Consider the following 21,171-nt stretch of genomic DNA (forward strand, 5'->3'; position numbering starts at 1 on the left):
AGGACAGCATGCGCCCGGCTCAGCGCCGGACGCAGTGAATCTGTTACTTCATGTACTTCGTAACGTCTTCGCCAAACCACTTCTGCGCCAGCTTATCCAGCGTGCCGTCCGCCTTCAGCTCTTTCAGGGTTTTGGTGATGTCATCATTCAGTGCCTGATTCTCTGCAGAACGGTGGATCAGCACATAAGTGTTATTGATCGCCACCGGCTCACTGGCTTTGATCGCCAGCTTCTGGTTGTCGATCACCGTCTGCTCACCCAGATTTGAAGGCAGGATTAGCGCGTCATATTTCCCGTTCTGCACTTCTTTCAGGCGATCCGGGTAAGGCACGCCAGCGCTGGAGGCCTTGATGGTGATTTTGTCGTTTGGGTTATCCTGTTGCCACTGAGTGACGAACTTATACACGCCACCGCCTGCGGTCACCGGCACGATCTTCTTACCGACCAGATCTTTCATGCCGTTGATATTGCTGTCGCTGCGGCTGTAGATCTTCATCAGGCTGGCACCCATAGGGGCATCCGGGATCAGGAACTGTTTGCTGCGCGCTGGCGCTTTGTAGTATCCGCCTGTCGCCATGTCATATTTGCCGGTCACCAGACCGGTTTCCTGCGCGATGTCCGCCGCGCCTTCCATCACAAACTTGTACTGTGGCAGTTTCGCGTTGATGGCTTTCAGCACGTCCGGCTCGTAGCCCTCAGGCTCATGGCCGATCGCGCCCCACGACAGCGGTTTGGATTCTGCTGCGGTGGCGATTTTGATGGTGCGTACGGCGTCAGCAAAGCTATTACCGCTGATCAGGGCCAGTGCGATGATGCCAGGCACGGCCAGGCGACGTAATGTGGTTTTGATTGCAGGCATGTCTCTGATTCCTTTAATTATTAGAATACTTTTTCTGAGTTGAGGAACTGGGCAAGGCGCGGCAGCGCTGGGTTATCAAACATCTCAGCTGGCGTCCCCTCCGCAGCCACCACACCCTGATCCATGAACACGATGCGATTCGAAATGCTTTTCGCGAACTGCATTTCGTGCGTCACCAGCAGCGAGGTAATGCCGGATGACGCCACATCTTTAATCACTTTCAGCACTTCACCCACCAGCTCGGGATCGAGCGATGAGGTCGGTTCATCAAACAGCATCACATCCGGACGCACCGCCAGAGCACGCGCGATACCGGTACGCTGTAACTGGCCGCCGGACAGCTGCGACGGATAGTGATCGCGTTTCGCCCCCAGGCCGACGCGCTCCAGCTCCTGCACGGCGATGTCGCGTGCCTGCTGTTTAGTTTTACGCTGGATGACGATCAGCGGATCCATCACATTCTCCAGCACCGTCATGTTCTTAAACACGTTGAACTGCTGAAACACCATGGCGGTGCGCAGACGAATGGCCTGGATCGCCGCTTTATCCGGTGACTGATAATCCATGCGGATCTGATCGAGTTGAATCGTCCCGGCTGACGGCTTCGCCAGATAGTTGATACAGCGCAGTAGCGTGGTTTTCCCGGTACCGCTTGGTCCGATGATTGACACCACATCGCCGCGTTTTACCGACAGATCGACGCCTTTAAGAATCGGATTGCTGCCGTAAGCGAGCGTAATATTGTTGAGTTCTAACATCCGGTGCAGCCCTTATTTGTTCAGGTCAGCATGGCCGAGCACATGCATCAGACGGTTGGCCCAGCCAAAGATGGCGATAGCGTGGATCAGGTCGAGAATCTCCTGATCGTTCATGCCGACGGCGCGCAGAGCAGCGACATCGTCCGGCGTGGCTTCAGATGGCGTGACCGATAAACGACGCGCAAAGTGATAGATCGCCGCGTCGCGTTCACCCAGCACATCCGCCCGGTCAAAATAGATGGCGCTGACCACGGCGTCACTGTCGGCCAGCTGCGCATGACGGCGCGCATGCACCACCGCACAGTAGCGGCAACCGTTAACGATTGAAGCCCCGAGCGCACCCAGCTCACGATCCGCACGGTCCAGGCCTCCTTCAACATACATAATGGCGTTGAACAATCCGGTACGTGCGGTATAGCTCTCTGGGTCATGGACCAGCGTGCGCACGTACTCCGAAATTTTCTTGTTGGACGGTGTCACTTTCATCGCATCGAGCTGCGCCGGTGTCGCCTGTTCAACATCCACTGGTACGATATAGGGATGCCAGTGCAGCGGCTTGAGATTAACCGACGGAATCATGCGGACCTCATCAGACGTAAGCCAGCCGCGACGCGCGTCTGGAAGTTAACAAAGGCGATCAGTTCAGAGAGTGCTACAATTTGCGGATTGCTTAAACCGGCCTGCTCCAGCAGGCGAATGTGCTGTTCGGTTGCCTCAATCGGTTGCAGTGTCACCCTGTCGGCATGGCGTGCAATCGTTGCCAGCGGCTCTTCACTCACATTGCTGCCAGCCGCAAGCGCCAGCAGCGCTTCAGAGGGGTTGAACGCCGCCAGTTGTGCCTGATAATCACGTTGCAGCGGCGCATCGCCGTTCAGAACCGCCATACGCTGTGCCAGCGCCAGGCGCAGATCCGCAGACAAGCCCTGGTCGTCTTCCGGCGTCAGCACTGACACACGACACGCTTCTGCGCCTTCAACAAATTCGGGACGCAGGCGGCGCGTCTGATACAACGCCTCATCGGGGGTTAATCCGGCTGCCTGATCAATTACGTCGCTCACAACGCATTCTCCTGTTTTAGTAGCGGAGTTGAATCCACCCATTCATCGCCCTGCAATTCAGGGGTGTCATAAGCCTGTAAGTTCGCAAAATGCTGCTCCACGTCATCGGCAAACAGTGAGGCAGCAATGCCGCGCACCAGACGATCGGCGCCCGCGCTCACTGCCGGGATATCGCCGGAGACTTTGCCGTGCGTCAGCATCGCGGCATCGTTAAAGCAGTGGATATGAGCCAACATCGGGCAGGCACCAGGCGTCAGTTCGCGGAACTCAAATGAAGGACCGAGATCCGGCGCTTCCAGCAGGCTGTGACGCGCCTGACCCATCTCTGGCTGATAGCGGCCGTCGGACCAGCTGCGGATATGCGGCGCGATAGCAGCAAACTCCGGGCGGCCGTGGAAATCGTTGGTGAAGCCAGTGGCGGCAATCAGGAAGTCGTAGCGCAGTGCGCCCTGGGTGGTTTCAATCAGCAAACCATCAGCTTCCTGCTTAACGGCGTTAATGCCGCAGTCGAGGAAGAAACGCGCATTGTCATGACGGGATACGCGCAGAGTTGAAGAACGCGGCGGCGGGGTTTGTGTCGCGGCGGTGTAATCGACAAACTTCCACTTCCACGCGTCCGGCAACTGATGCATGCCGTGCACCACGCCCTGGCTGCCAATGCCGGTCATCTTGTTTATCCGCGGCATCTCTTTACGACGAATCAGCAGATCCACTGCGCTCGCGCCCTGCTCCAGTGCGGTGGCCGCGTTATCCATCGACGATGCGCCTGCACCAATCACGGCAACGCGTTTGCCCTGTAACGCCGCAAAATCGATGTCATCGGCGGAGTGCGCCCAGAACCGGCGGTCAATGCCCTGCAGGAAATCCGGTACGGCAAAACCGCCCAGTCCTGAACGCCCGGTGGCAAGCACCAGACGGCGTGTATAGACACGGCCGGTTTCGGCACCGTCCACATCGAGCGCAATAACATCCCCGGCCTGCGCGATATTGCTGACGCGCACGTTGTTCTGCACCGGCAGATTCAGCACCCTGCGATACCAGACCAGGTAATCCATCCACTGCGCTTTAGGGATCTTGTCCAGCGCCTGCCAGGCTTCGTTGCCATGCTGCGCCGTAAACCACGCACGGAAGGTCAGCTGTGCGAGACCCAGAGCCGGGCCGTGCAGCGTTTTCGGCGAGCGCAGGGTTTCCATGCGCGCAAAGGTGATCCACGGCCCTTCCAGTCCGGCGGGTGCGGCGTCATAGGCCACCACATTGGTGATGCCGGTGAACTGTAATTTCGCGAGCGCTGCCAGACCGCACATACCCGCACCGATCACCACCACATCGCGTACCGGTGCACGCTGATAAGTGCGTTCCGGTACCCAGGGTCTGGCGGGCAGTTCCAGAAATTCCAGATCCTGCTGTAGCTGTGCTTCCAGCGCGGCAAGCCCTTTGGCGGCATACGTCATAGAGAGTTTCCTGGTGTCAGCGATCGCCTGAAGGCGAGCGAAAACGGTTAAAACGCGCTGATGCCTCTGCTTTTCCATTATCTGTAAAAAACATAATAGATAGCTAACAATCACCAAAACGCATAGTAAGAGCTAAGTTTTCGCATAATCCTCTCGCCCTAAATCGGAGTCAAGAATTGCGCTCAGGATCTGACCAATGGATTTCTTATATGTTATGCAGGAATTGTTATAAGCATTGATAATAAACGTGTTTTTATAGCGGTGTAGCCGTCTGGCCCTTATCGCGAAATAGCAGGGTCACCCTGCAGCGTGACCCTGGCATGTAAACCGACATCAATCCTGGTTGATGATTCGCATAATGCGTGGATGTTCGCTGGCGGTCAGACGTTCAAACCCCGGCAACAGTTGCGCGGCGGCATCCGCCAGTGCTTCGACCAGCGCCTGCGCCGCGCCAGAAATCTGGCGGCCTTGTGGGGTGATCACGCCAAAGAAATAGGGAATGTCTTCCTGAATCGGACGTATCGCCACACCGGCGAGCGGCATGCCCCAGCCCGTAACCGGTTCGAGGATCGCCACGCCTAATCCCGCCCGAACGCAGCCCAGAATATTCGCCGACGAGTTGGTCTCGATGGTTTCCAGCAGCGGCGCTTTAACCTTCTTCAGCGCTTTTTCATAGCGCCCGCGTAAGCGCTGCGGGCTCCAGGGGGCAATTAAACGGCGACCTGCCAGCTGGCTCAGCGACAGCTCACTGTTCGCCGTCAGCTCATCGTCTTCCGGCAGCGCAATCACGCACTGCGACTGCCCAATCCAGTGCAGTTCGACCGCATGATGCTCCAGCGGCAGGCTGCATAAACCGATATCAGCCTCGGCGGTGATCACCGCATGTGCCGTCTGTACGGCGGATTCACTGATGATCTGCACTTTGTTTTGCAGGTTCAGCGCGGCCAGTGCCTGCGGCAGCAATCCGGCCGCCAGCGCGGGCGTTGCAGCAATACTGAGTGGACGATGCTGCTGATGCGCAATCTCCTGGGCACGTAAGCGGATCTGCTGCAATGACAGCAGCGCTTTTTGCACATACTGATGCAGCTGTAACGCCTCTTCTGACGGATGAATGCGCGGACCATTGCGAATAAACAGCGGGTAACCCAGCGACTGTTCCAACTCCTGAATCAGACGGGTAACGGCGGGTTGCGAACGGTTCAGCGCTTTGGCTGCCGCCGTGACGCTGCCCGCAGAAATTACCGCCGAGAAGGCTTCCAGCTGACGCAGATCGAGGTCATTTAACAAGGTCATCGCGAGGGTAATTCCCTAAGTTATTGATCGTGCCCGATAAACATTCGGGGAAAAATTTATCATAGAGAGAGTCTGGCGAATTAGCCACAACGAGAAAGCCGTCCACGCATCAATACTTCCTTTGCAAAGGAGAGTGTGATGCTGGCTCAGGCCCACCTGAAACCCGCCAGTAACTACACTTAATGTCAGGATGGAGTAATCCGCTGTGCTTCGGGTATTTTTCAGGCCCGGCTAAAATTCTATGAGTCAGCATCAGCAAATGACATTGAGGTCACGACGCGGCTCATCACCAAGAGGACAGAAAATGAAATACGCTGTGATTTTTGAAGATACTGGCGTTGAAGAGGAACATGAGTTTGACACCAAACCTGTCGCCGGAGATTTAGTGACGTTAACCCGCGACGGAACAGGTAAAGATTATATCGTGATCATTGAGCCGGATCCGGACCACACCCATGACGATGGCCCCGATGGACACCCGACGAAAGCCAGGGTCCGGCCAGCGTAGTTCGCGATGATCTGCCGACGCGAGTGGTAACCCGCTGTCATCCCGCGCCGAAATTGCTGACGCCCTTCCCTTGCCTGCGACAGGGATATCGACGGATAATCCCCGTAACAGGCTGAACAGGCTTACCCTCCCGGCGACAACGCCGGGAAAATTGTGCAAAAAACCTTTAAATCAAAGCAATTCAGAGTCATCGATGACAAAGCAATATCAAGCATACGCGCGGGGCAAACACCTGATATGAATGATTTTTATAGAGCAATGTTGCCCAACGTTAAGCAGAGTAAAGTGAACACGTATGCCCTCTGATAATATCTACGCCGAAAAACGCCTGCCCAGCGCGTTTCGTCAGAGCTGGCACCATTTCTATGGCAATCCGATCTCGATGGTCGGCCTGTATGGCTTTGGTGCGCTGCTGCTGCTCTGCCTTTTTGGCGGTCTGATCGCGCCCTACGGTATCGATCAGCAGTTTCTGGGGTATCAGCTGCTGCCGCCCTCCTGGTCGCGCTACGGCGATGTATCGTTTTTTCTCGGCACCGACGATCTGGGTCGCGATGTCCTGAGCCGCCTGCTGAGTGGTGCAGGCCCGACGGTAGGTTCAGCGATCCTGGTGACGCTGTTCGCTACACTGGGCGCGCTGGTGCTCGGCGTACTGGCGGGCATGACGCACGGCATTCGTTCGGCGGTGATGAACCACGTGCTGGATACCCTGCTCTCTATTCCGTCGCTGTTACTGGCGATTATCGTGGTCGCGTTTCTGGGTCCGCGACTGGAACATGCGCTGCTGGCGGTCTGGCTGGCGCTGATGCCTCGCCTGGTGCGCGAAATCTACAGCGCCGTGCATGACGAGCTGGAAAAAGAGTATGTGGTGGCGGCACGCCTTGATGGCGCGCGTGGCCGCAATATTCTGCGTTACGCTATCCTGCCGAATATTCTGCCGCTGCTGATTACCGAAATTACCCGCGCGCTGTCGATGGCGATTCTGGATATTGCCGCACTCGGCTTCCTCGACCTGGGCGCGCAGCTGCCTTCGCCGGAATGGGGAGCGATGCTGGGCGATTCGCTGGAACTGATTTACGTCGCACCCTGGACCGTTATGCTGCCCGGTGTGGCACTGATGATCAGCGTATTAATTGTTAACCTGCTCGGTGACGGCATCCGTCGTGCCGTCGAAGCGGGAGTGGAATAAATGCCGTTACTCGATATCCGTAATCTGACCATTGAATTTATGACCGCTGACGGGCCGGTCAAGGCGGTCGATCGCATCAATCTGACGCTGGGTGAAGGCGAAATCCGCGGCCTGGTCGGCGAGTCCGGCTCCGGTAAAAGTCTGGTCGCTAAGGCGATCTGCGGCGTAACCAATGATAACTGGCGCGTGACCGCCGATCGCATGGTATTTGATGATGTAGACCTGCTGCGCCTGTCGACGCGTGAGCGCCGCCGCATTATCGGGCATAACGTCTCGATGATTTTCCAGGAACCGCAATCCTGTCTGGATCCCTCTGAGAGCATCGGTCGTCAGCTGATGCAGGTGATCCCGCGCTGGACGTATAAAGGTCCGTGGCTGAAACGCTTCTGGTTCTGGCGCAAAACCCGCGCCATCGAGCTGCTGCATCGCGTCGGCATCAAAGATCACAAAGACATCATGCGCAGCTTCCCCTATGAGCTGACCGAAGGCGAATGCCAGAAAGTGATGATCGCCATAGCGCTGGCTAACCAGCCGCGTCTGCTGATCGCCGATGAGCCGACCAACGCCATGGAACCGACTACGCAGGCGCAGATTTTCCGTCTGCTGAGCCGTCTGAATCAGAACAACAACACCACGATTCTGCTGATCAGTCACGACCTGCGCACCATGAGCCAGTGGGCGGACCGTATCAACGTGATGTACTGCGGTCAGACGGTGGAAACCGCCCAGAGCGAAGATTTAATGAGTACGCCGCATCATCCTTATACGCAGGCGCTGATTCGGGCGATGCCCGACTTTGGTCGCGCTCTGCCGCACAAAAGCCGTCTCAATACCCTGTCAGGCGCGATTCCGTCGCTGGAAAGCCTGCCGATTGGCTGCCGTCTGGGGCCACGCTGTCCCTATGCGCAGCGCAAATGTATTGAAACGCCTCGCCTCACCGGCAGTAAAACGCATCTCTTCGCCTGTCATTTCCCGCTGAATATGGAGGGCCAGTAGCATGGAGACCCTGCTGGAAGTGCGCAATCTGAGTAAAACCTTCCGCTATCGCACGGGACTGTTCCGCCGTCAGCATGTTGAAGCAGTGAAATCGGTGAGCTTCACCCTGCGTGAGAAACAGACGCTGGCGATTATCGGCGAAAATGGCTCCGGCAAGTCCACGCTGGCGAAGATGCTCAGCGGCATGGTTGCGCCTACCGAAGGTGAGATTCTGATAGACGATCATCCGCTGACCTTCGGCGATTATGGCTATCGCAGTCAGCGCATCCGCATGATTTTTCAGGACCCTTCCACCTCACTGAATCCGCGTCAGCGTATCAGTCAGATCCTGGAGTTTCCGCTGCGGCTCAATACAGAGCTTGATGCGGAAGCGCGCGAGAAACGTATTATCGCCACCCTGCGTCAGGTAGGCTTACTGCGCGATCACGCCGGCTATTATCCGCACATGCTGGCACCCGGTCAGAAGCAGCGTCTGGGCCTGGCGCGCGCATTGATCCTGCAGCCCAAAGTGATTGTGGCCGATGAAGCATTAGCCTCGCTGGATATGACGATGCGCTCCCAGCTGGTGAACCTGATGCTGGAGCTGCAGGAGAAGCATGGAATCGCCTACATTTATGTCACCCAGCATCTGGGCATGATGAAGCACATCAGCGATAAAGTGCTGGTGATGCATCAGGGCGAAGTGGTCGAGCGCGGCGGCACGGCTGATGTGCTGGCCTCCCCGCTGCACGATCTGACCCGACGGCTGATCAGCAGCCATTTTGGCGAAGCACTGAGTGCCGAAGCCTGGCGGCGTGAGCGCTGATTTTTGCTGCATATCGCGGAAATTGCGGGCCGATTTACCTGATTTATGAGAGACGTGCTAGAATCCGCACGTCGATTAACGTCGGTCGCTTACTTATTAATCATGCGGCCGCCAACTACAATGACCATAAGGATTACAGCTATGGGTTTTCTTTCCGGTAAGCGCATTCTGATTACTGGCGTTGCCAGTAAACTTTCCATCGCCTACGGTATTGCACAGGCGATGCACAAACAGGGCGCAGAACTGGCTTTCACCTACCAGAACGACAAATTAAAAGGTCGTGTGGAAGAGTTTGCCAAAGATTTGGGTTCAGACATCGTGCTGCCATGTGACGTAGCCGAAGATGAGAGCATCAAATCGCTGTTCACTGAACTGGCAAAAACCTGGCCGAAATTTGACGGTTTCGTTCACTCTATCGGTTTCGCCCCAGGCGATCAGCTGGTTGGCGACTACGTGAACGCCGTTACCCGCGAAGGCTTCAAAATCGCGCATGACATCAGTGCTTACAGCTTCGTCGCGATGGCCAAAGAGTGCCGCGAGATGCTGAATCCACATTCTGCGCTGCTGACCCTCTCTTACCTGGGTGCTGAGCGCGCAATCCCGAACTACAACGTAATGGGTCTGGCGAAAGCGTCGCTGGAAGCTAACGTGCGTTACATGGCTAACGCCATGGGCCCGGAAGGCGTGCGTGTTAACGCCGTTTCTGCAGGTCCGATCCGCACCCTGGCGGCATCAGGCATCAAAGATTTCCGTAAAATGCTGCAACATTGCGAAGCGGTTACCCCAATTCGCCGTACCGTTACCATCGAAGATGTCGGCAACTCAGCAGCATTCCTGTGCTCTGACCTGGCTGGCGGCATCACCGGTGAAGTGGTACACGTTGATGGCGGTTTCAGCATCGCCGCAATGAACGAACTGGAACTGAAATAAGTTCTGTAAGGGCGAGCCTGGCTCGCCCTTTTCTTTGCTCCCGCCTCGCTCTTCCTGCCTGATTTCGCTCCCGTTATACCGTAACGCTATTAATTATCACCGATCATTCTTTTGCCCCGGACTGCCCATCAGCGACGATAAGCCTGCCCTTCGGTTTATGCACATTTTCAGAATTTGCCGCCTGCATGCCGAACCCGAATTTGCAAAAGGATTGATCATGGAACAACGCCGCTATCCGGGCCATAACCACTGGTTTTACGAGAGCCAGACCAGTCCACGTACCTCTCAGGCCGCACCGCTGGTGCCCGAGGCCGCCCTTATTGATGACCGTTTCCTGCTGGAATGCTACGCCGATAACGCCGTGGTGCAGGCCCTGCTGCGCACGAATCAGCCGGCCCTGCTGGCAGCGCGCGATCTGGCACAATTACTGTTCCCGGATCGCGTGGTGACGTCACTGACGCACACATTGACACTCTACGATCGCCTCAGCACCGCGCTGACCGTGGCGCAGGTCGCGGGTGTGCAGCGCTTATGTAATCACTACTCTGCCCGCCTGAATCCGCTGCCCGGACCTGACTCTTCGCGCGAAAGTAATAATCGCCTGACCCAGATTACGCAGTATGCGCGTCAGCTGGCGATGCAGCCTGAGCTGATCAACGCCAGTGCGATCACCGCCCTGGATACGGTCGGCCTGACCGAACCCGATATAGTGACGCTTAATCAGGTGATTGGCTTTGTCAGTTACCAGGCTCGGGTGGTCGCCGGATTGCAGGCGCTGCAGGCCCAGCCGGTTCGCTGGCTGCCAGGCAGTACCGCACCACCCGACGCCGACGCTACCGGTTTTGACCAGCCTGCCCACTGGCAGCCGGTGCTGAAACCGCTGGAGTTGCGTTATGCCAGTGCAGAGCAGCTCGCTGCCGTTACCCGTTGTCAGTCTTTGCCAGGCATGCAGGAAGCGGTATGGCTGCTGGCCCACGACCCCGCCGCGCTCTATGGCTGGGCGCAACTGCGTCAGCATCTCTCTCACGAGAACACGCTGGCCGAGGCGACCGCTGCCCGTATTCTGGGCAGTCGCTGGGCGTTCCGGCTGCTGGCCGGAAATGACGTTTTAATTGAGGGGGTCGATGAGGTTTCTAAAGGTGAGGAGCAACAGATAATTGCGCTGGCGGCGCAGTTGACCCGCTCGCCCGAGCGATTTAGCGCGGCTCACCTGCAACCGCTGATGGAGGCGGGCTGGGAGCCTGAGGCGCTGTTCGCGCTGATTCAGAGCGTGGCGATAGGCAACTGGAATAGCCGCCTGTTTTATGCGCTGGGCGAAGCGCAGTAACTGCGCTATACCGGCAGCAGAGCGCGCGCTTCGTCGAAAAAGTGCTGTGCCAGCGGTGTGGCACGACCCGGTTCGGCTATCACCAGCGCGGCCTCGCGCGCCATCGGCGGCAGCATAATTGCGCGCTGCTGCAGCCCCTGAAGTGACGCGGGCAGCAGATGACCGACCGGTGACACCAGCAGACCCAGACCGACCTGCGCGCACTGCATCAGCTGCATAATCGAGGCGCTCTCCACAATCACCCGGGGCACCAGCGCCGCTTCACGAAAAGCCATATCGAGGTAGCGGCGGAAATAGCGAGTCGGCTCCGCCAGGCAAAGCGGCTGTTGTGCCAGTTCATCCAGCATCAGCGGGGTTTCGCCCACCAGCGCCGGGAAATGGTCAGGATGGAAAACGGCTTCAACGCCCCGGTCTGCCAGCATCTCGGTCTGAAAATGGAGTTCCCGCAGAGTCGCCATCTCAAAAAAGCCGATCCCGACATCTACGGTATGGCTGTTAAGCGCCTCCAGCAGCTGGTCAGCACTCAGCACCGCAATGCGATAGTCGAGCTGAGGATAACGCGCCTGCACCGCTTTCAGCAGCAGCGGCAGTGCCATGCTGCACTGCGGCACTACGCCAACCCGCAGCGTGCCGTTCACCCCATGCTTCAGCGATTCGACTTCCAGCTTCAGCCCCTGATAAACCGACACGATCTCCCGCGCCCATGCCAGCACGCGATCGCCCTCGGGCGTGAATCCGGCAAAATTATTGCTGCGGTTAATCAGCGGCAGGCCCAGCTCGCGCTCCAGATTTTTCAGACGCATCGAGAGGGTTGGCTGTGTAACAAAACTGGCTTCTGCGGCCCGACCGAAATGGCGTTCCCGCTCCAGGTTACACAAGTAAATAAGTTGTTTGATATCGATGTTAATTATCCATCAGCAGGTTGAAGGCTGTTCGCGTCACTGTCTTACCGGCAGGATCAACCAGAGTATAAGGCTGAATGTTACTCTGCGCAGGACCGGATGGTTTAACCGCACGGTTCATTTGCCCCGCGGAACGTTGAAATCAGGGCTAAATACCGCCCTGATTTTAACAGCTGTGGATAATGCACCATTAAACCATCGCGTTCCCGGGTTTCACTGGCTTAGTGAAAATAGCATTCAGCGCCAGGCAGATTAACCCGAACCCGACGGGCAGCAGAAAATCGTAACTGAGCAGTCTGTAAAGCCCGATTCCGGCCACCCCACCCGCCAGAAAAGCCAGCAGCGTCAGGCAGTGCAGCCGCAACCGGCCCAGATAAAGAGGCGCATCTTTCGGTGACGCTTTACGTCGCTGCACCTCAAACAGCATCGCCAGCTCAATGCCGATATCGGTCGCCGTGCCGGAGATATGGGTGGTGCGAACGCGGGCATTAGAGATCCGCGTGACGACCGCATTCTGCAATCCCATCAAAAAGCTCAGGCTCATGATCAACACCACGCCAGGCGACAGCGGCGGAAAGTGATTCTCAATCACGCCCAGCGCAATCAGCGCGGTGCCCTCAATCAGGATGACAAACGCATAGATGGTGCGGATGTTTCTGCAGTGCCCGGCATTGATGATCAGCGTTGAAAACAGGGAACCGGCAATAAACAGCAGGATGATCGACAGAAAAAACAGGCCAGGCCCCAGATTCGCTTTTGCCAGATGATCGGACAAAAGCGAGACATTTCCTGTCATGTTGGCTGAAAAGAAACCGACAATCTCAAAGGCAGCGGTATTCAGCGCGCCTGCGGCAGCTGCCAGCGTGCAGGCCAGTCGGGTATCGGCGCCGTTACTGCGGGCGCTTTCTGTGCTGATTAGCATGACAACCCTGTGTTCAACGGAAAACGTTATGATCCGCCGATTAAACTTAAGTCGCAAGATGCTGAATCAAACTCTCCCGTCTATGCCGGACGTTGCTCAGCATTGTGGCATTCAGGACTCCGCGCTGCATACACACAGCGCGGAGTGGCCTGATTAACTGCTTGCCAGACGGAAGGTGGAGATCGACTGCGTCAGATACTGCACCTGCTCTTCCAGCGAAGCAGACGCCGCCGCAGACTCCTGCACCAGCGCCGAGTTCTGCTGGGTAACGCTGTCCATCTCAGTAACCGCCTGCTCGATCTGACCGATGCCGCGACTCTGTTCATCAGACGCGGTAGAGATATGCTCCATCAGCTGATTCACGCGGCTGACCGAAGAGATAATCGCGCTCATCGCGTCACCAGTCCGGCTGACCTGATCGGAACCGGCGTGAATGATGGAGACCGATTCTGCAATCAGCCCCTCAATCTCTTTGGCTGCCGTGGCGCTGCGCTGGGCCAGATTACGCACTTCCCCGGCCACGACAGCAAAGCCACGTCCCTGCTCACCCGCACGGGCAGCTTCGACTGCCGCGTTCAGCGCCAGAATATTGGTCTGGAAGGCGATGCTGTCGATCACGGTGGTGATCTCCTCAATCTTCTTCGAGCTGGCGTTAATCAGCGCCATTGAAGTCACCACTTCCTGCGAAACTTTTTCGCCGCTTTCCGCGTTTTTCACCGCTTCACTGGTCAGACGGCAGGCTTCAAAGACGTTTTCGGTGTTCTGTTTCACCGTTGCGCCCAGCTGCTCCATGCTGGCCGCCGTTTCGGTCAGCGCGGCAGCCTGCTGTTCGGTACGCGAGGCGAGATCGATGTTACCTGCCGCAATCTCCTGCGAGGCGGTTGAGACTGAGCGGGTTGAATCACGCACCTGAAGAATAATGGCGGTCAGCGCGCTGCGCATCTGCTCCAGCGAGCCCATCAGCAGCTGAATTTCACTGCGTGAACCCGGTTTAACCGGCACGGTGGCATCCAGCACGCCCGCCGCAATCAGCTTACAGTGTTCCTGCGCTTCATTGATTGGCGAAAGCACATAGCGCTTCATGAAGATGTAAATGGCGACGATGATGGCGAAAAACAGCACACCAAACAGCCCCAGTAGCGTGATGCCGGATGTGAAGTGACTCTGTGCGTCGCTGTTCAGCTTTTTAGCATAGGTTTCATGCTGTGCCAGTACCCGGTCCAGAATGATTTCATACTGACGATCGAGTCGAACCACATTAGGGATCTGACTTTTAAAGCGCACCTGATCGTGTGCCTCTGCCGCATCAATCAGCGGCTGCAGACCCTGCTGGCGATAGGCCAGATAAGCCTTGCTGTACGCGTCTGCTTCGGCCTCTTCACCTGGCAGACGCGGCGCGTTCATGTAGGCCTGGAATGCGGCATCGGCTTTGCCGGCTACGGTCCGCACGCTGTCCAGCGTGGCGGAATTACTGGCGTCGCTGCCCTCAATCTCCTTCATGTACTCCATCAGACGAACGCGAAGCGTGCGGCTGTGGTTAATCGGGTCAATCACCGAGAGCACCACGCGGATCTCTTTATTAACCGAATTCAGGGAGTGATTGCTCTGAACCAGCAGCCAGGTACTGATCGCCACACTGGTAAGAAACAACGCCAGCAGGAAGGAGAAGATAATCAGGGAGGATTTTTTTAACGACATTGCAACGTTCCGAAAATTAGATGGATTAGTCGCTATATCGGCAGAAAGAGGCGACCCATTAGGGTCAGGCTTTTTTTAGTTACAATAAGCGGGACGGCAGCGGTCACAATCTGCGCAACAAGCGGGGCTGACCCCCTGCGGGCGGTTAGCCTGTGATGTAACCTGAAGCGGGCCGCCGTTACGCGACGCCCAGCGCCATTTTCACTTCGTTAGCGATCTTCTCGACCTGCGGGCCGTAGATCACCTGAATGTCATACTCGCTGACGCGATTAATGCCGTTGGCCCCGGTGCTCATCAGTGTCTGATCGACCACCTGATTCATCTCTTTGACCCGCACCCGCAGCCGGGTAAAGCAGCAATCGACATCCTCGATATTGGCCTGCCCGCCCAGTCCACTGATAATCACCTGCGTCCGCTCATCCGCAGCGACCTGTTGCGGTTTCTCATCCTCCGACTCCCGGCCCGGGGTTTCGACATTCATCCGGGTAATCACCAGCCGGAACGCATAGTAGTAGATCGGCGCATAGATCACGCCCAGCGCCAGCGTCCACCACCAGTGGGTTTTCGCGCCGCCCAGCATGCCGAACACCACCAGGTCGATAACGCCGCCCTGCACGTTGCCGATCATCAGATGCAGCATCGACATCAGCATAAACGACAGGCCGGTCAGAAAAGCGTGCAGCAGGTAGAGCACCGGTGAGACAAAGATAAAGCAGAACTCCAGCGGTTCCGTAATGCCGGTGGTGAAGGAGGTCAGCGCCCCCGCCATCACCAGCGCTTTGACCCGCTGTTTATGTTCTGGCCGCGCGGTGTGATAGATCGCCAGCGCCGCTGCGGGCAGGCCAAACATCATCACTGGAATCTTGCCCTGTGCCAGGAACTGCGTGGCGGTGCGCAGCGTCTCATCAGGGATCGATCCGGGATGAGTCAGCGAGGCGTTGAAGATGTTCAGCGCACCCACAACCGTCTGACCATCGACCACCGCCATGCCGCCAATCGGCGTGAAGCGCACGGTTTCGTTGAGGATATGATGCAGGCCGGTGGGGATTAAAATGCGCTCAAAGGCCCCCAGCAGAAACGCGCCATACTGTCCGCTTTTGCCAATCATCTGACCTATCCAGGCGATACCGTCACCAATGGTCGGCCAGATCAGCGCCAGCAGCACCCCAACCAGCGGCAGGCAGACCACGGTGACGATCGGCACAAAACGCCGCCCGCCAAAAAAGCTGATCGCCGTTGGCAACTGCTGGGTATAGAAACGATTATGCAGCACCACCGTGATCAACCCGGCGATCACCCCGCCCAGCACGCTCATGTTGTAGGTGAAGACGCCGAGCATGTTGATGTATTCCGCCGAGGTCATCATGGCGGTCGTCTGATCCATCCCCGCCTGCTGCAGGGCTGCCGGTGTGGTGGTGGCCGCCGTAATACCTTTAGCCGCCAGGGTGGCGCTAATGCCGACGTTCATCACGATGTAGCCAATCACCGCAGCAAACGCGGCGGTAGGCTTTTCCGCTTTCGCCAGTCCGATGGCACTCGCCACCGCAAAGAAGACCGGCAGGTTTGCGAACAGCGCCCCTGCGACCTTGCGAATAAAACCGATGATTAACTGCGGTACCTGCATCTGCGCAAAGGCATCGCCGGTCACCGCCGGGTTCTGCATCGCCGCCGCCAGCCCGAGAAAAATACCGGCGGCCGCGATGACCGAGATTGGCATCATCAACGCTTTGCCAAACGCATGGATCTGGCTGGTCAGCTGTTTCATGGAGTCGCGCCCTCTCTGATAGTGAACAGCAAGTATTAGCCTGTTGTGAGGAGAACTCCCGTTATCAGCCCGTTAAAGGCGGGTAAAATCTGACCACCATCACATTTCTGGCCGATGCACGATAAACGCCAGCTATCGCACCATTATGTCAATCAATTAGACAAGGTATGAGGATATCTGCAGACTTCCTTTCACCATCAGGATATAACCTGATAACAAACACCAAACAATAATTCCTACTATAAAAGCCTGCACTCAATATGAAATTTAAACGCCAAATCAAACCCTATCGCGCGGCTGCGGGCGGCTGGGGTTCACTGGAAGCCACCACGCGTTTCGTTCTTGACAGCAAAGCGGCCCTGAAAAATATGCGCAACCTGATGCGCATGAACAAAGCACGCGGTTTTGACTGTCCAGGCTGCGCCTGGGGTGATGACAATAAAAGTACCTTCAGCTTCTGTGAAAACGGGGCCAAAGCGGTGACGTGGGAAGCGACACGTCGCATGGTCGACACCGACTTTTTCGCTAAACACAGCGTCACCACGCTCTATACCCAGAGTGATTACTTCCTGGAGTATCAGGGACGTCTGACTCATCCGCTGCGCTACAACGCGGAAACCGACCATTACGAGCCGATCAGCTGGGATGATGCCTTTGCGCTGATCGCACAGCACATCAAAGCGATGGATCATCCGAATCAGATGGAGCTTTACACCTCCGGTCGCGCCAGCAATGAAGCCTCCTGGCTCTATCAGCTGTTTGGTCGCCTGATGGGCACCAATAACTTCCCTGACTGCTCCAACATGTGCCACGAAGCCAGCGGCACCGGTCTGAAACGCAGCATTGGCGTCGGTAAAGGCACCATTCGTCTGGATGATTTCGACCACGCCGATGCCATTTTCGTCTTCGGTCAGAATCCCGGCACCAACCATCCGCGCATGCTGCACAGCCTGCGTCATGCTGCCGATCACGGTGCGAAGATCGTTACCTTCAATACCCTGCGCGAGCGCGGTCTGGAACGTTTTGCCGATCCGCAGAAACCGCTGGAAGTGGTGACCTCGAAAGCGGGCAACATCAGCTCCTCCTATTATCAGCCGAACCTGGGCGGTGATATGGCGGCGGTGCGCGGCATGGTGAAATCCCTGCTGGAAACCCATCGCGCACGTCTCGAAGCCGGTGAAAGCGGCCTGTTTGACCAGACCTTTATCAATGCTAAAACCAACGGCATTGAGGCCTATCTCGATGCGGTGGATAACACCAGCTGGATGCAGATTGTGGCGCAGTCGGGCCTGACTCAGGCGCAGATCCGTGAAGCCGCGGCGATCTACCAGAGCGCTGACCGGGTGATCTGTACCTGGGCGATGGGCATCACCCAGCACAAACACTCGGTGGACACGGTTCGCGAAATCACCAACCTGCAGCTGCTGTTTGGTCAGCTGGGCAAAAAAGGCGCAGGCCTCTGCCCGGTTCGCGGTCACAGTAATGTGCAGGGCAACCGCACGATGGGCATCGATGAGAAACCCGCTAAAGCCTTCCTGGATTCGCTGGGTCATCATTTCAGTTTCGAGCCACCGCGTGCAGCGGGCCACAACACCGTTGAAGCGCTGAACGCGATGCTGCGTGATGAAGTGAAAGTGCTGATCGCGCTGGGTGGCAACCTGGCCGCGGCTGCACCGGATTCACCACGCACCGAAGAGGCGATGTCACGCTGTGGTCTGACCGTGCATATCAGCACCAAACTGAACCGCAGCCATCTGGTGCCGGGTCACGAAGGGCTGATTCTGCCGACGCTGGGCCGCACAGAACGCGATCTGCAGGCGACCGGCAATCAGTTTATTACCGTGGAAGACTCCTTCAGCATGGTGCACGCCTCTGAAGGGATTGGTATTCCGCTGGCGGAAACCCAGCGTTCTGAGACCTGGATTGTTGCCGGTATCGCGCAGGCGGTGCTGGGTGATGAGAAAGTGAAATGGCGCGAGCTGGCTGGTGATTACAACCTGATCCGTGAGCATATCGCTGCGACGATTCCGGGCTTTGCCGACTTCAACGCCAAATGCGATATCCCGGGCGGTTTCTATCTGGGTAACGCGGCGGCCGAGTTGCGCTTCAATACGCCAAGCCAGAAAGCGGAGTTCAACGCCTCGGCGCTGCCGACCTCGCTGTTCCCCAATCTGGATCAGGACGTGCCATTTACTCTGCAGACGCTGCGTTCTCACGACCAGTACAACACCACTATTTACGGCCTTGATGACCGTTACCGTGGCGTATTTGGTCAGCGTGAAGTGGTGTTCATCAACCCGGACGATATGGCAGACCTGGGCTTCACCGAAGGCCAGAATGTCGATATCGAGACGCTGTGGAATGATGGCATTACCCGTCGCGTCAGCGGCTTCAAGCTGGTTCCCTATAATATTCCGCGCGGTAACCTCGCGGCCTATTACCCGGAAACCAACCCGCTGGTGCCGCTGAACAGCTTCGGTGATGACAGCGGAACGCCGACCTCTAAATCGGTGCCGGTTAAGCTGGAACTGTCGTCAGCACTGGCCGATCAGCGCATCGCCTGATAGCCCCTTCACCACTCCCTGAAAAGCCGGTTCGTCCGGCTTTTTGCCTTGCCGCGCGGCGTCGATTCGCGTAAAACTGTCAGCCGCAATCAGGCCACGAAACGTAAAAATTATGTTCCAGGATAACCCGCTGCTCGCGCAGCTAAAACAAAAGCTCCATTCGCAAACGCCTCGTGCTGAAGGCGTCGTCAAAGGCACCGAGAAAGGCTTCGGCTTTCTTGAAGTCGATGCGCAGAAAAGTTACTTCATTCCGCCTCCGCAGATGAAAAAAGTGATGCATGGCGACCGTATTACCGCCGTGATCCACAGCGATAAAGATCGCGAAAGCGCTGAGCCGGAAACCCTGGTTGAGCCGTTCCTGACCCGCTTTGTTGGCCGGGTTCAGAAGAAAGACGATCGCCTGTCGATTGTGCCGGATCATCCCTTGCTGAAGGATGCGATCCAGTGTCGCCCTGCACGCGATGTCAGCCATGAGTTTGAGAATGGCGACTGGGCAGTGGCAGAAATGCGACGCCATCCGTTAAAAGGCGATCGCGGCTTTTATGCCGAACTTACCGATTTTATTGTTAAAGCTGATGACCATCTGGCGCCGTGGTGGGTGACGCTTTCGCGTCATAACCTTGAGCGTGAAGCGCCTGACGTCAGCTTTGGTGAGATGATGGATGAAAATCTGACGCGTGAAGATCTGACCGCGCTGGATTTCGTTACCATCGACAGCGCCAGCACCCAGGATATGGATGATGCGCTCTATGTGGAAGCGCAGGACGATGGCAGTCTGCGTCTGACCATCGCAATTGCCGATCCGACCGCCTATGTGGCGGAAGGGAGTCAGCTCGATAAGCTGGCGGCACAGCGTGCGTTCACCAACTACCTGCCGGGCTTCAACATCCCGATGCTGCCGCGCGAACTCTCTGATGATGTCTGCTCGCTGCGTCCGAATGTGCGCCGTCCGGCGCTGGCCTGCCGCGTGACCGTGGCAGCCGATGGCACCCTGGGTGATGACGTCGAATTCTTTGCCGCGTGGATCGAGTCCAAAGCCAAACTGGCTTATGACGACGTCTCTGACTGGCTGGAAAACAGCGGCAACTGGCAGCCGGAGAGTGAGGCGATTGCTGAACAGATTCGCCTGCTGCACCGCCTCTGTCTGGCGCGCAGCGAGTGGCGTCAGACCCACGCGCTGGTGTTTAAAGACCGCCCGGATTACCGCTTCCTGCTGGGTGAAAAAGGCGAAGTGCTGGAGATCGTGGCGGAACCTCGCCGCATCGCCAACCGCATCGTCGAAGAGTCGATGATTCTGGCAAACATCTGTGCGGCGAAAGTGCTGCGTGACCGCCTCGGCTTTGGTATCTATAACGTCCATGCCGGTTTCGATGCCACCAATGCTGAACAGGCTGCTGCCGTGCTGGCCAATCACGGTATCACCGTGGATGCGCAGGCGATCACCACGCTGGAAGGTTTCCGCGTGCTACGTCGTGAGCTGGACGCCCTGCCGACCCAGTTCCTCGACAGCCGGATCCGTCGTTTCCAGACCTTCGCTGAGATCAGCACCGAGCCAGGTCCGCACTTCGGCCTGGGCCTTGAGGCTTACGCCACCTGGACTTCACCGATTCGTAAGTTCGGCGACATGATTAACCATCGTCTGCTGAAAGCGATTATTCGCGGTGAGCAGATCTCGCGTCCGGATGATGCGCTGACGGTGACGATGAGTGAACGTCGCCGCCTGAATCGCATGGCGGAACGTGATGTGGGTGACTGGCTCTACGCCCGTTATCTGGCACCGTTCGCGGCTACCGACCGTCGCTTCAGTGCCGAGATTATTGATGTGTCGCGCGGCGGCATGCGCGTTCGCCTGGTCGAGTTTGGCGCAGTCGCCTTTATCCCGGCACCGTTTATTCACGCGGTGCGTGATGAGATGGTCTTAAGCCAGGAAAATGGCAGCGTACAGATCAAAGGTGAAGTGGTTTACCGTGTTACCGACGTGATTGATGTCACCATCGCCGAAGTCCGCATGGAAACCCGCAGCGTCGTGGCTCGTCCCGCCGTCTGAACCCCGCTTTTCTAGGCCGTCAATCTGGCGGGATAACCTGGTTATCCCGCCTGTTCCCGCCCCGCCCACGTTGCAAAAAAGTTAAATTTGTACCCCGCTTCA

The 21,171-nt window shown here is 57.1% G+C and carries 18 protein-coding genes and 1 pseudogene; 8 read left to right on the plus strand and 11 right to left on the minus strand.

Translation table 11 applies throughout. The features are described from left to right. Nucleotides 1-43: 43 nt before the first annotated feature. From ACN1CO_RS06305 to ACN1CO_RS06330, 6 genes are all read right to left on the minus strand, one after another. Nucleotides 44-859 carry a transporter substrate-binding domain-containing protein gene (locus tag ACN1CO_RS06305; RefSeq protein WP_419138290.1) on the minus strand — a complete coding sequence of 272 codons (816 nt, stop codon included), beginning with the start codon at nt 857-859 and terminating at the stop codon, nt 44-46. Between the two features lie 20 nt (nt 860-879). After that, nucleotides 880-1,617, minus strand: coding sequence for an amino acid ABC transporter ATP-binding protein (locus ACN1CO_RS06310; protein WP_419138291.1), 738 nt, complete (start codon nt 1,615-1,617; stop codon nt 880-882). Between the two features lie 12 nt (nt 1,618-1,629). Further along, a complete protein-coding gene (locus ACN1CO_RS06315) occupies nt 1,630-2,196 on the minus strand; it encodes a peroxidase-related enzyme (protein WP_419138292.1) in 567 nt (188 codons plus the stop codon). Continuing rightward, nucleotides 2,193-2,675 (minus strand): CMD domain-containing protein, encoded by a 483-nt coding sequence (locus ACN1CO_RS06320; protein WP_419138293.1) that lies wholly within the window; start codon nt 2,673-2,675, stop codon nt 2,193-2,195. Before ACN1CO_RS06320 ends, ACN1CO_RS06315 begins: the two co-directional genes overlap by 4 nt. Beyond that, nucleotides 2,672-4,126 carry an NAD(P)-binding domain-containing protein gene (locus tag ACN1CO_RS06325; RefSeq protein WP_419138294.1) on the minus strand — a complete coding sequence of 485 codons (1,455 nt, stop codon included), beginning with the start codon at nt 4,124-4,126 and terminating at the stop codon, nt 2,672-2,674. The genes ACN1CO_RS06320 and ACN1CO_RS06325 overlap by 4 nt, the downstream gene beginning before the upstream one ends. A 333-nt stretch (nt 4,127-4,459) precedes the next feature. Continuing rightward, nucleotides 4,460-5,419: a LysR family transcriptional regulator gene (locus tag ACN1CO_RS06330; protein WP_419138295.1), complete on the minus strand. Its 960-nt coding sequence runs from the start codon at nt 5,417-5,419 to the stop codon at nt 4,460-4,462. A gap of 304 nt (nt 5,420-5,723) precedes the next feature. Between ACN1CO_RS06330 and ACN1CO_RS06335 the strand changes: the two genes are divergently transcribed. Next, a complete protein-coding gene (locus ACN1CO_RS06335) occupies nt 5,724-5,927 on the plus strand; it encodes a hypothetical protein (protein WP_313699353.1) in 204 nt (67 codons plus the stop codon). 5 nt (nt 5,928-5,932) lie between these two features. Here ACN1CO_RS06335 and ACN1CO_RS06340 read toward each other — a convergent pair. Then, nucleotides 5,933-6,034: pseudogene (locus tag ACN1CO_RS06340) on the minus strand (DUF4102 domain-containing protein); the annotation flags it as partial. A 188-nt stretch (nt 6,035-6,222) separates the two neighbouring features. Between ACN1CO_RS06340 and sapC the strand changes: the two are divergent. The 5 genes from sapC to ACN1CO_RS06365 all read left to right on the plus strand — a co-directional run bounded on the left by sapC (nt 6,223) and on the right by ACN1CO_RS06365 (nt 11,171). Then, nucleotides 6,223-7,113 (plus strand): putrescine export ABC transporter permease SapC, encoded by an 891-nt coding sequence (gene sapC / locus ACN1CO_RS06345; protein WP_419138296.1) that lies wholly within the window; start codon nt 6,223-6,225, stop codon nt 7,111-7,113. Further along, the gene (gene sapD, locus ACN1CO_RS06350; protein WP_419138297.1) at nt 7,114-8,109 is read left to right on the plus strand and encodes a putrescine export ABC transporter ATP-binding protein SapD; all 996 of its coding nucleotides are present in this window, start codon (nt 7,114-7,116) and stop codon (nt 8,107-8,109) included. A 1-nt stretch (nt 8,110) separates the two neighbouring features. Continuing rightward, nucleotides 8,111-8,914 (plus strand): putrescine export ABC transporter ATP-binding protein SapF, encoded by an 804-nt coding sequence (gene sapF, locus ACN1CO_RS06355; RefSeq protein WP_419138298.1) that lies wholly within the window; start codon nt 8,111-8,113, stop codon nt 8,912-8,914. Nucleotides 8,915-9,055: 141 nt separating this feature from the next. Beyond that, a complete protein-coding gene (gene fabI, locus ACN1CO_RS06360; protein ID WP_419138299.1) occupies nt 9,056-9,844 on the plus strand; it encodes an enoyl-ACP reductase FabI in 789 nt (262 codons plus the stop codon). 217 nt (nt 9,845-10,061) lie between these two features. Further along, nucleotides 10,062-11,171: a CMD domain-containing protein gene (locus ACN1CO_RS06365; RefSeq protein WP_419138300.1), complete on the plus strand. Its 1,110-nt coding sequence runs from the start codon at nt 10,062-10,064 to the stop codon at nt 11,169-11,171. Nucleotides 11,172-11,176: 5 nt separating this feature from the next. On the opposite strand, the gene ACN1CO_RS06370 is transcribed toward ACN1CO_RS06365, so the two are convergent. From ACN1CO_RS06370 to ACN1CO_RS06385, 4 genes are all read right to left on the minus strand, one after another. After that, a complete protein-coding gene (locus ACN1CO_RS06370; protein ID WP_419138989.1) occupies nt 11,177-12,073 on the minus strand; it encodes a LysR family transcriptional regulator in 897 nt (298 codons plus the stop codon). Between the two features lie 190 nt (nt 12,074-12,263). Further along, nucleotides 12,264-12,995 (minus strand): YoaK family protein, encoded by a 732-nt coding sequence (locus ACN1CO_RS06375; RefSeq protein WP_419138301.1) that lies wholly within the window; start codon nt 12,993-12,995, stop codon nt 12,264-12,266. A 153-nt stretch (nt 12,996-13,148) separates the two neighbouring features. After that, entirely contained in the window at nt 13,149-14,693 is a 1,545-nt protein-coding gene (locus tag ACN1CO_RS06380; protein WP_419138302.1) for a methyl-accepting chemotaxis protein, read from the minus strand. 178 nt (nt 14,694-14,871) lie between these two features. Then, entirely contained in the window at nt 14,872-16,458 is a 1,587-nt protein-coding gene (locus tag ACN1CO_RS06385) for a PTS transporter subunit EIIC (RefSeq protein WP_419138303.1), read from the minus strand. A gap of 260 nt (nt 16,459-16,718) precedes the next feature. On the opposite strand from ACN1CO_RS06385, the gene ACN1CO_RS06390 reads away from it, so the two are divergent. After that, nucleotides 16,719-19,022: an FdhF/YdeP family oxidoreductase gene (locus ACN1CO_RS06390; protein WP_419138304.1), complete on the plus strand. Its 2,304-nt coding sequence runs from the start codon at nt 16,719-16,721 to the stop codon at nt 19,020-19,022. A gap of 112 nt (nt 19,023-19,134) precedes the next feature. Next, nucleotides 19,135-21,069, plus strand: a complete 1,935-nt coding sequence (locus tag ACN1CO_RS06395) for an exoribonuclease II (protein WP_419138305.1) — start codon at nt 19,135-19,137, stop codon at nt 21,067-21,069. Nucleotides 21,070-21,171 lie beyond the last annotated feature (102 nt).

The sequence above is a fragment of the Pantoea sp. R13S299 genome, assembly GCF_048515925.1.
In the GTDB taxonomy this organism is placed as follows: Bacteria; Pseudomonadota; Gammaproteobacteria; order Enterobacterales; family Enterobacteriaceae; genus Pantoea.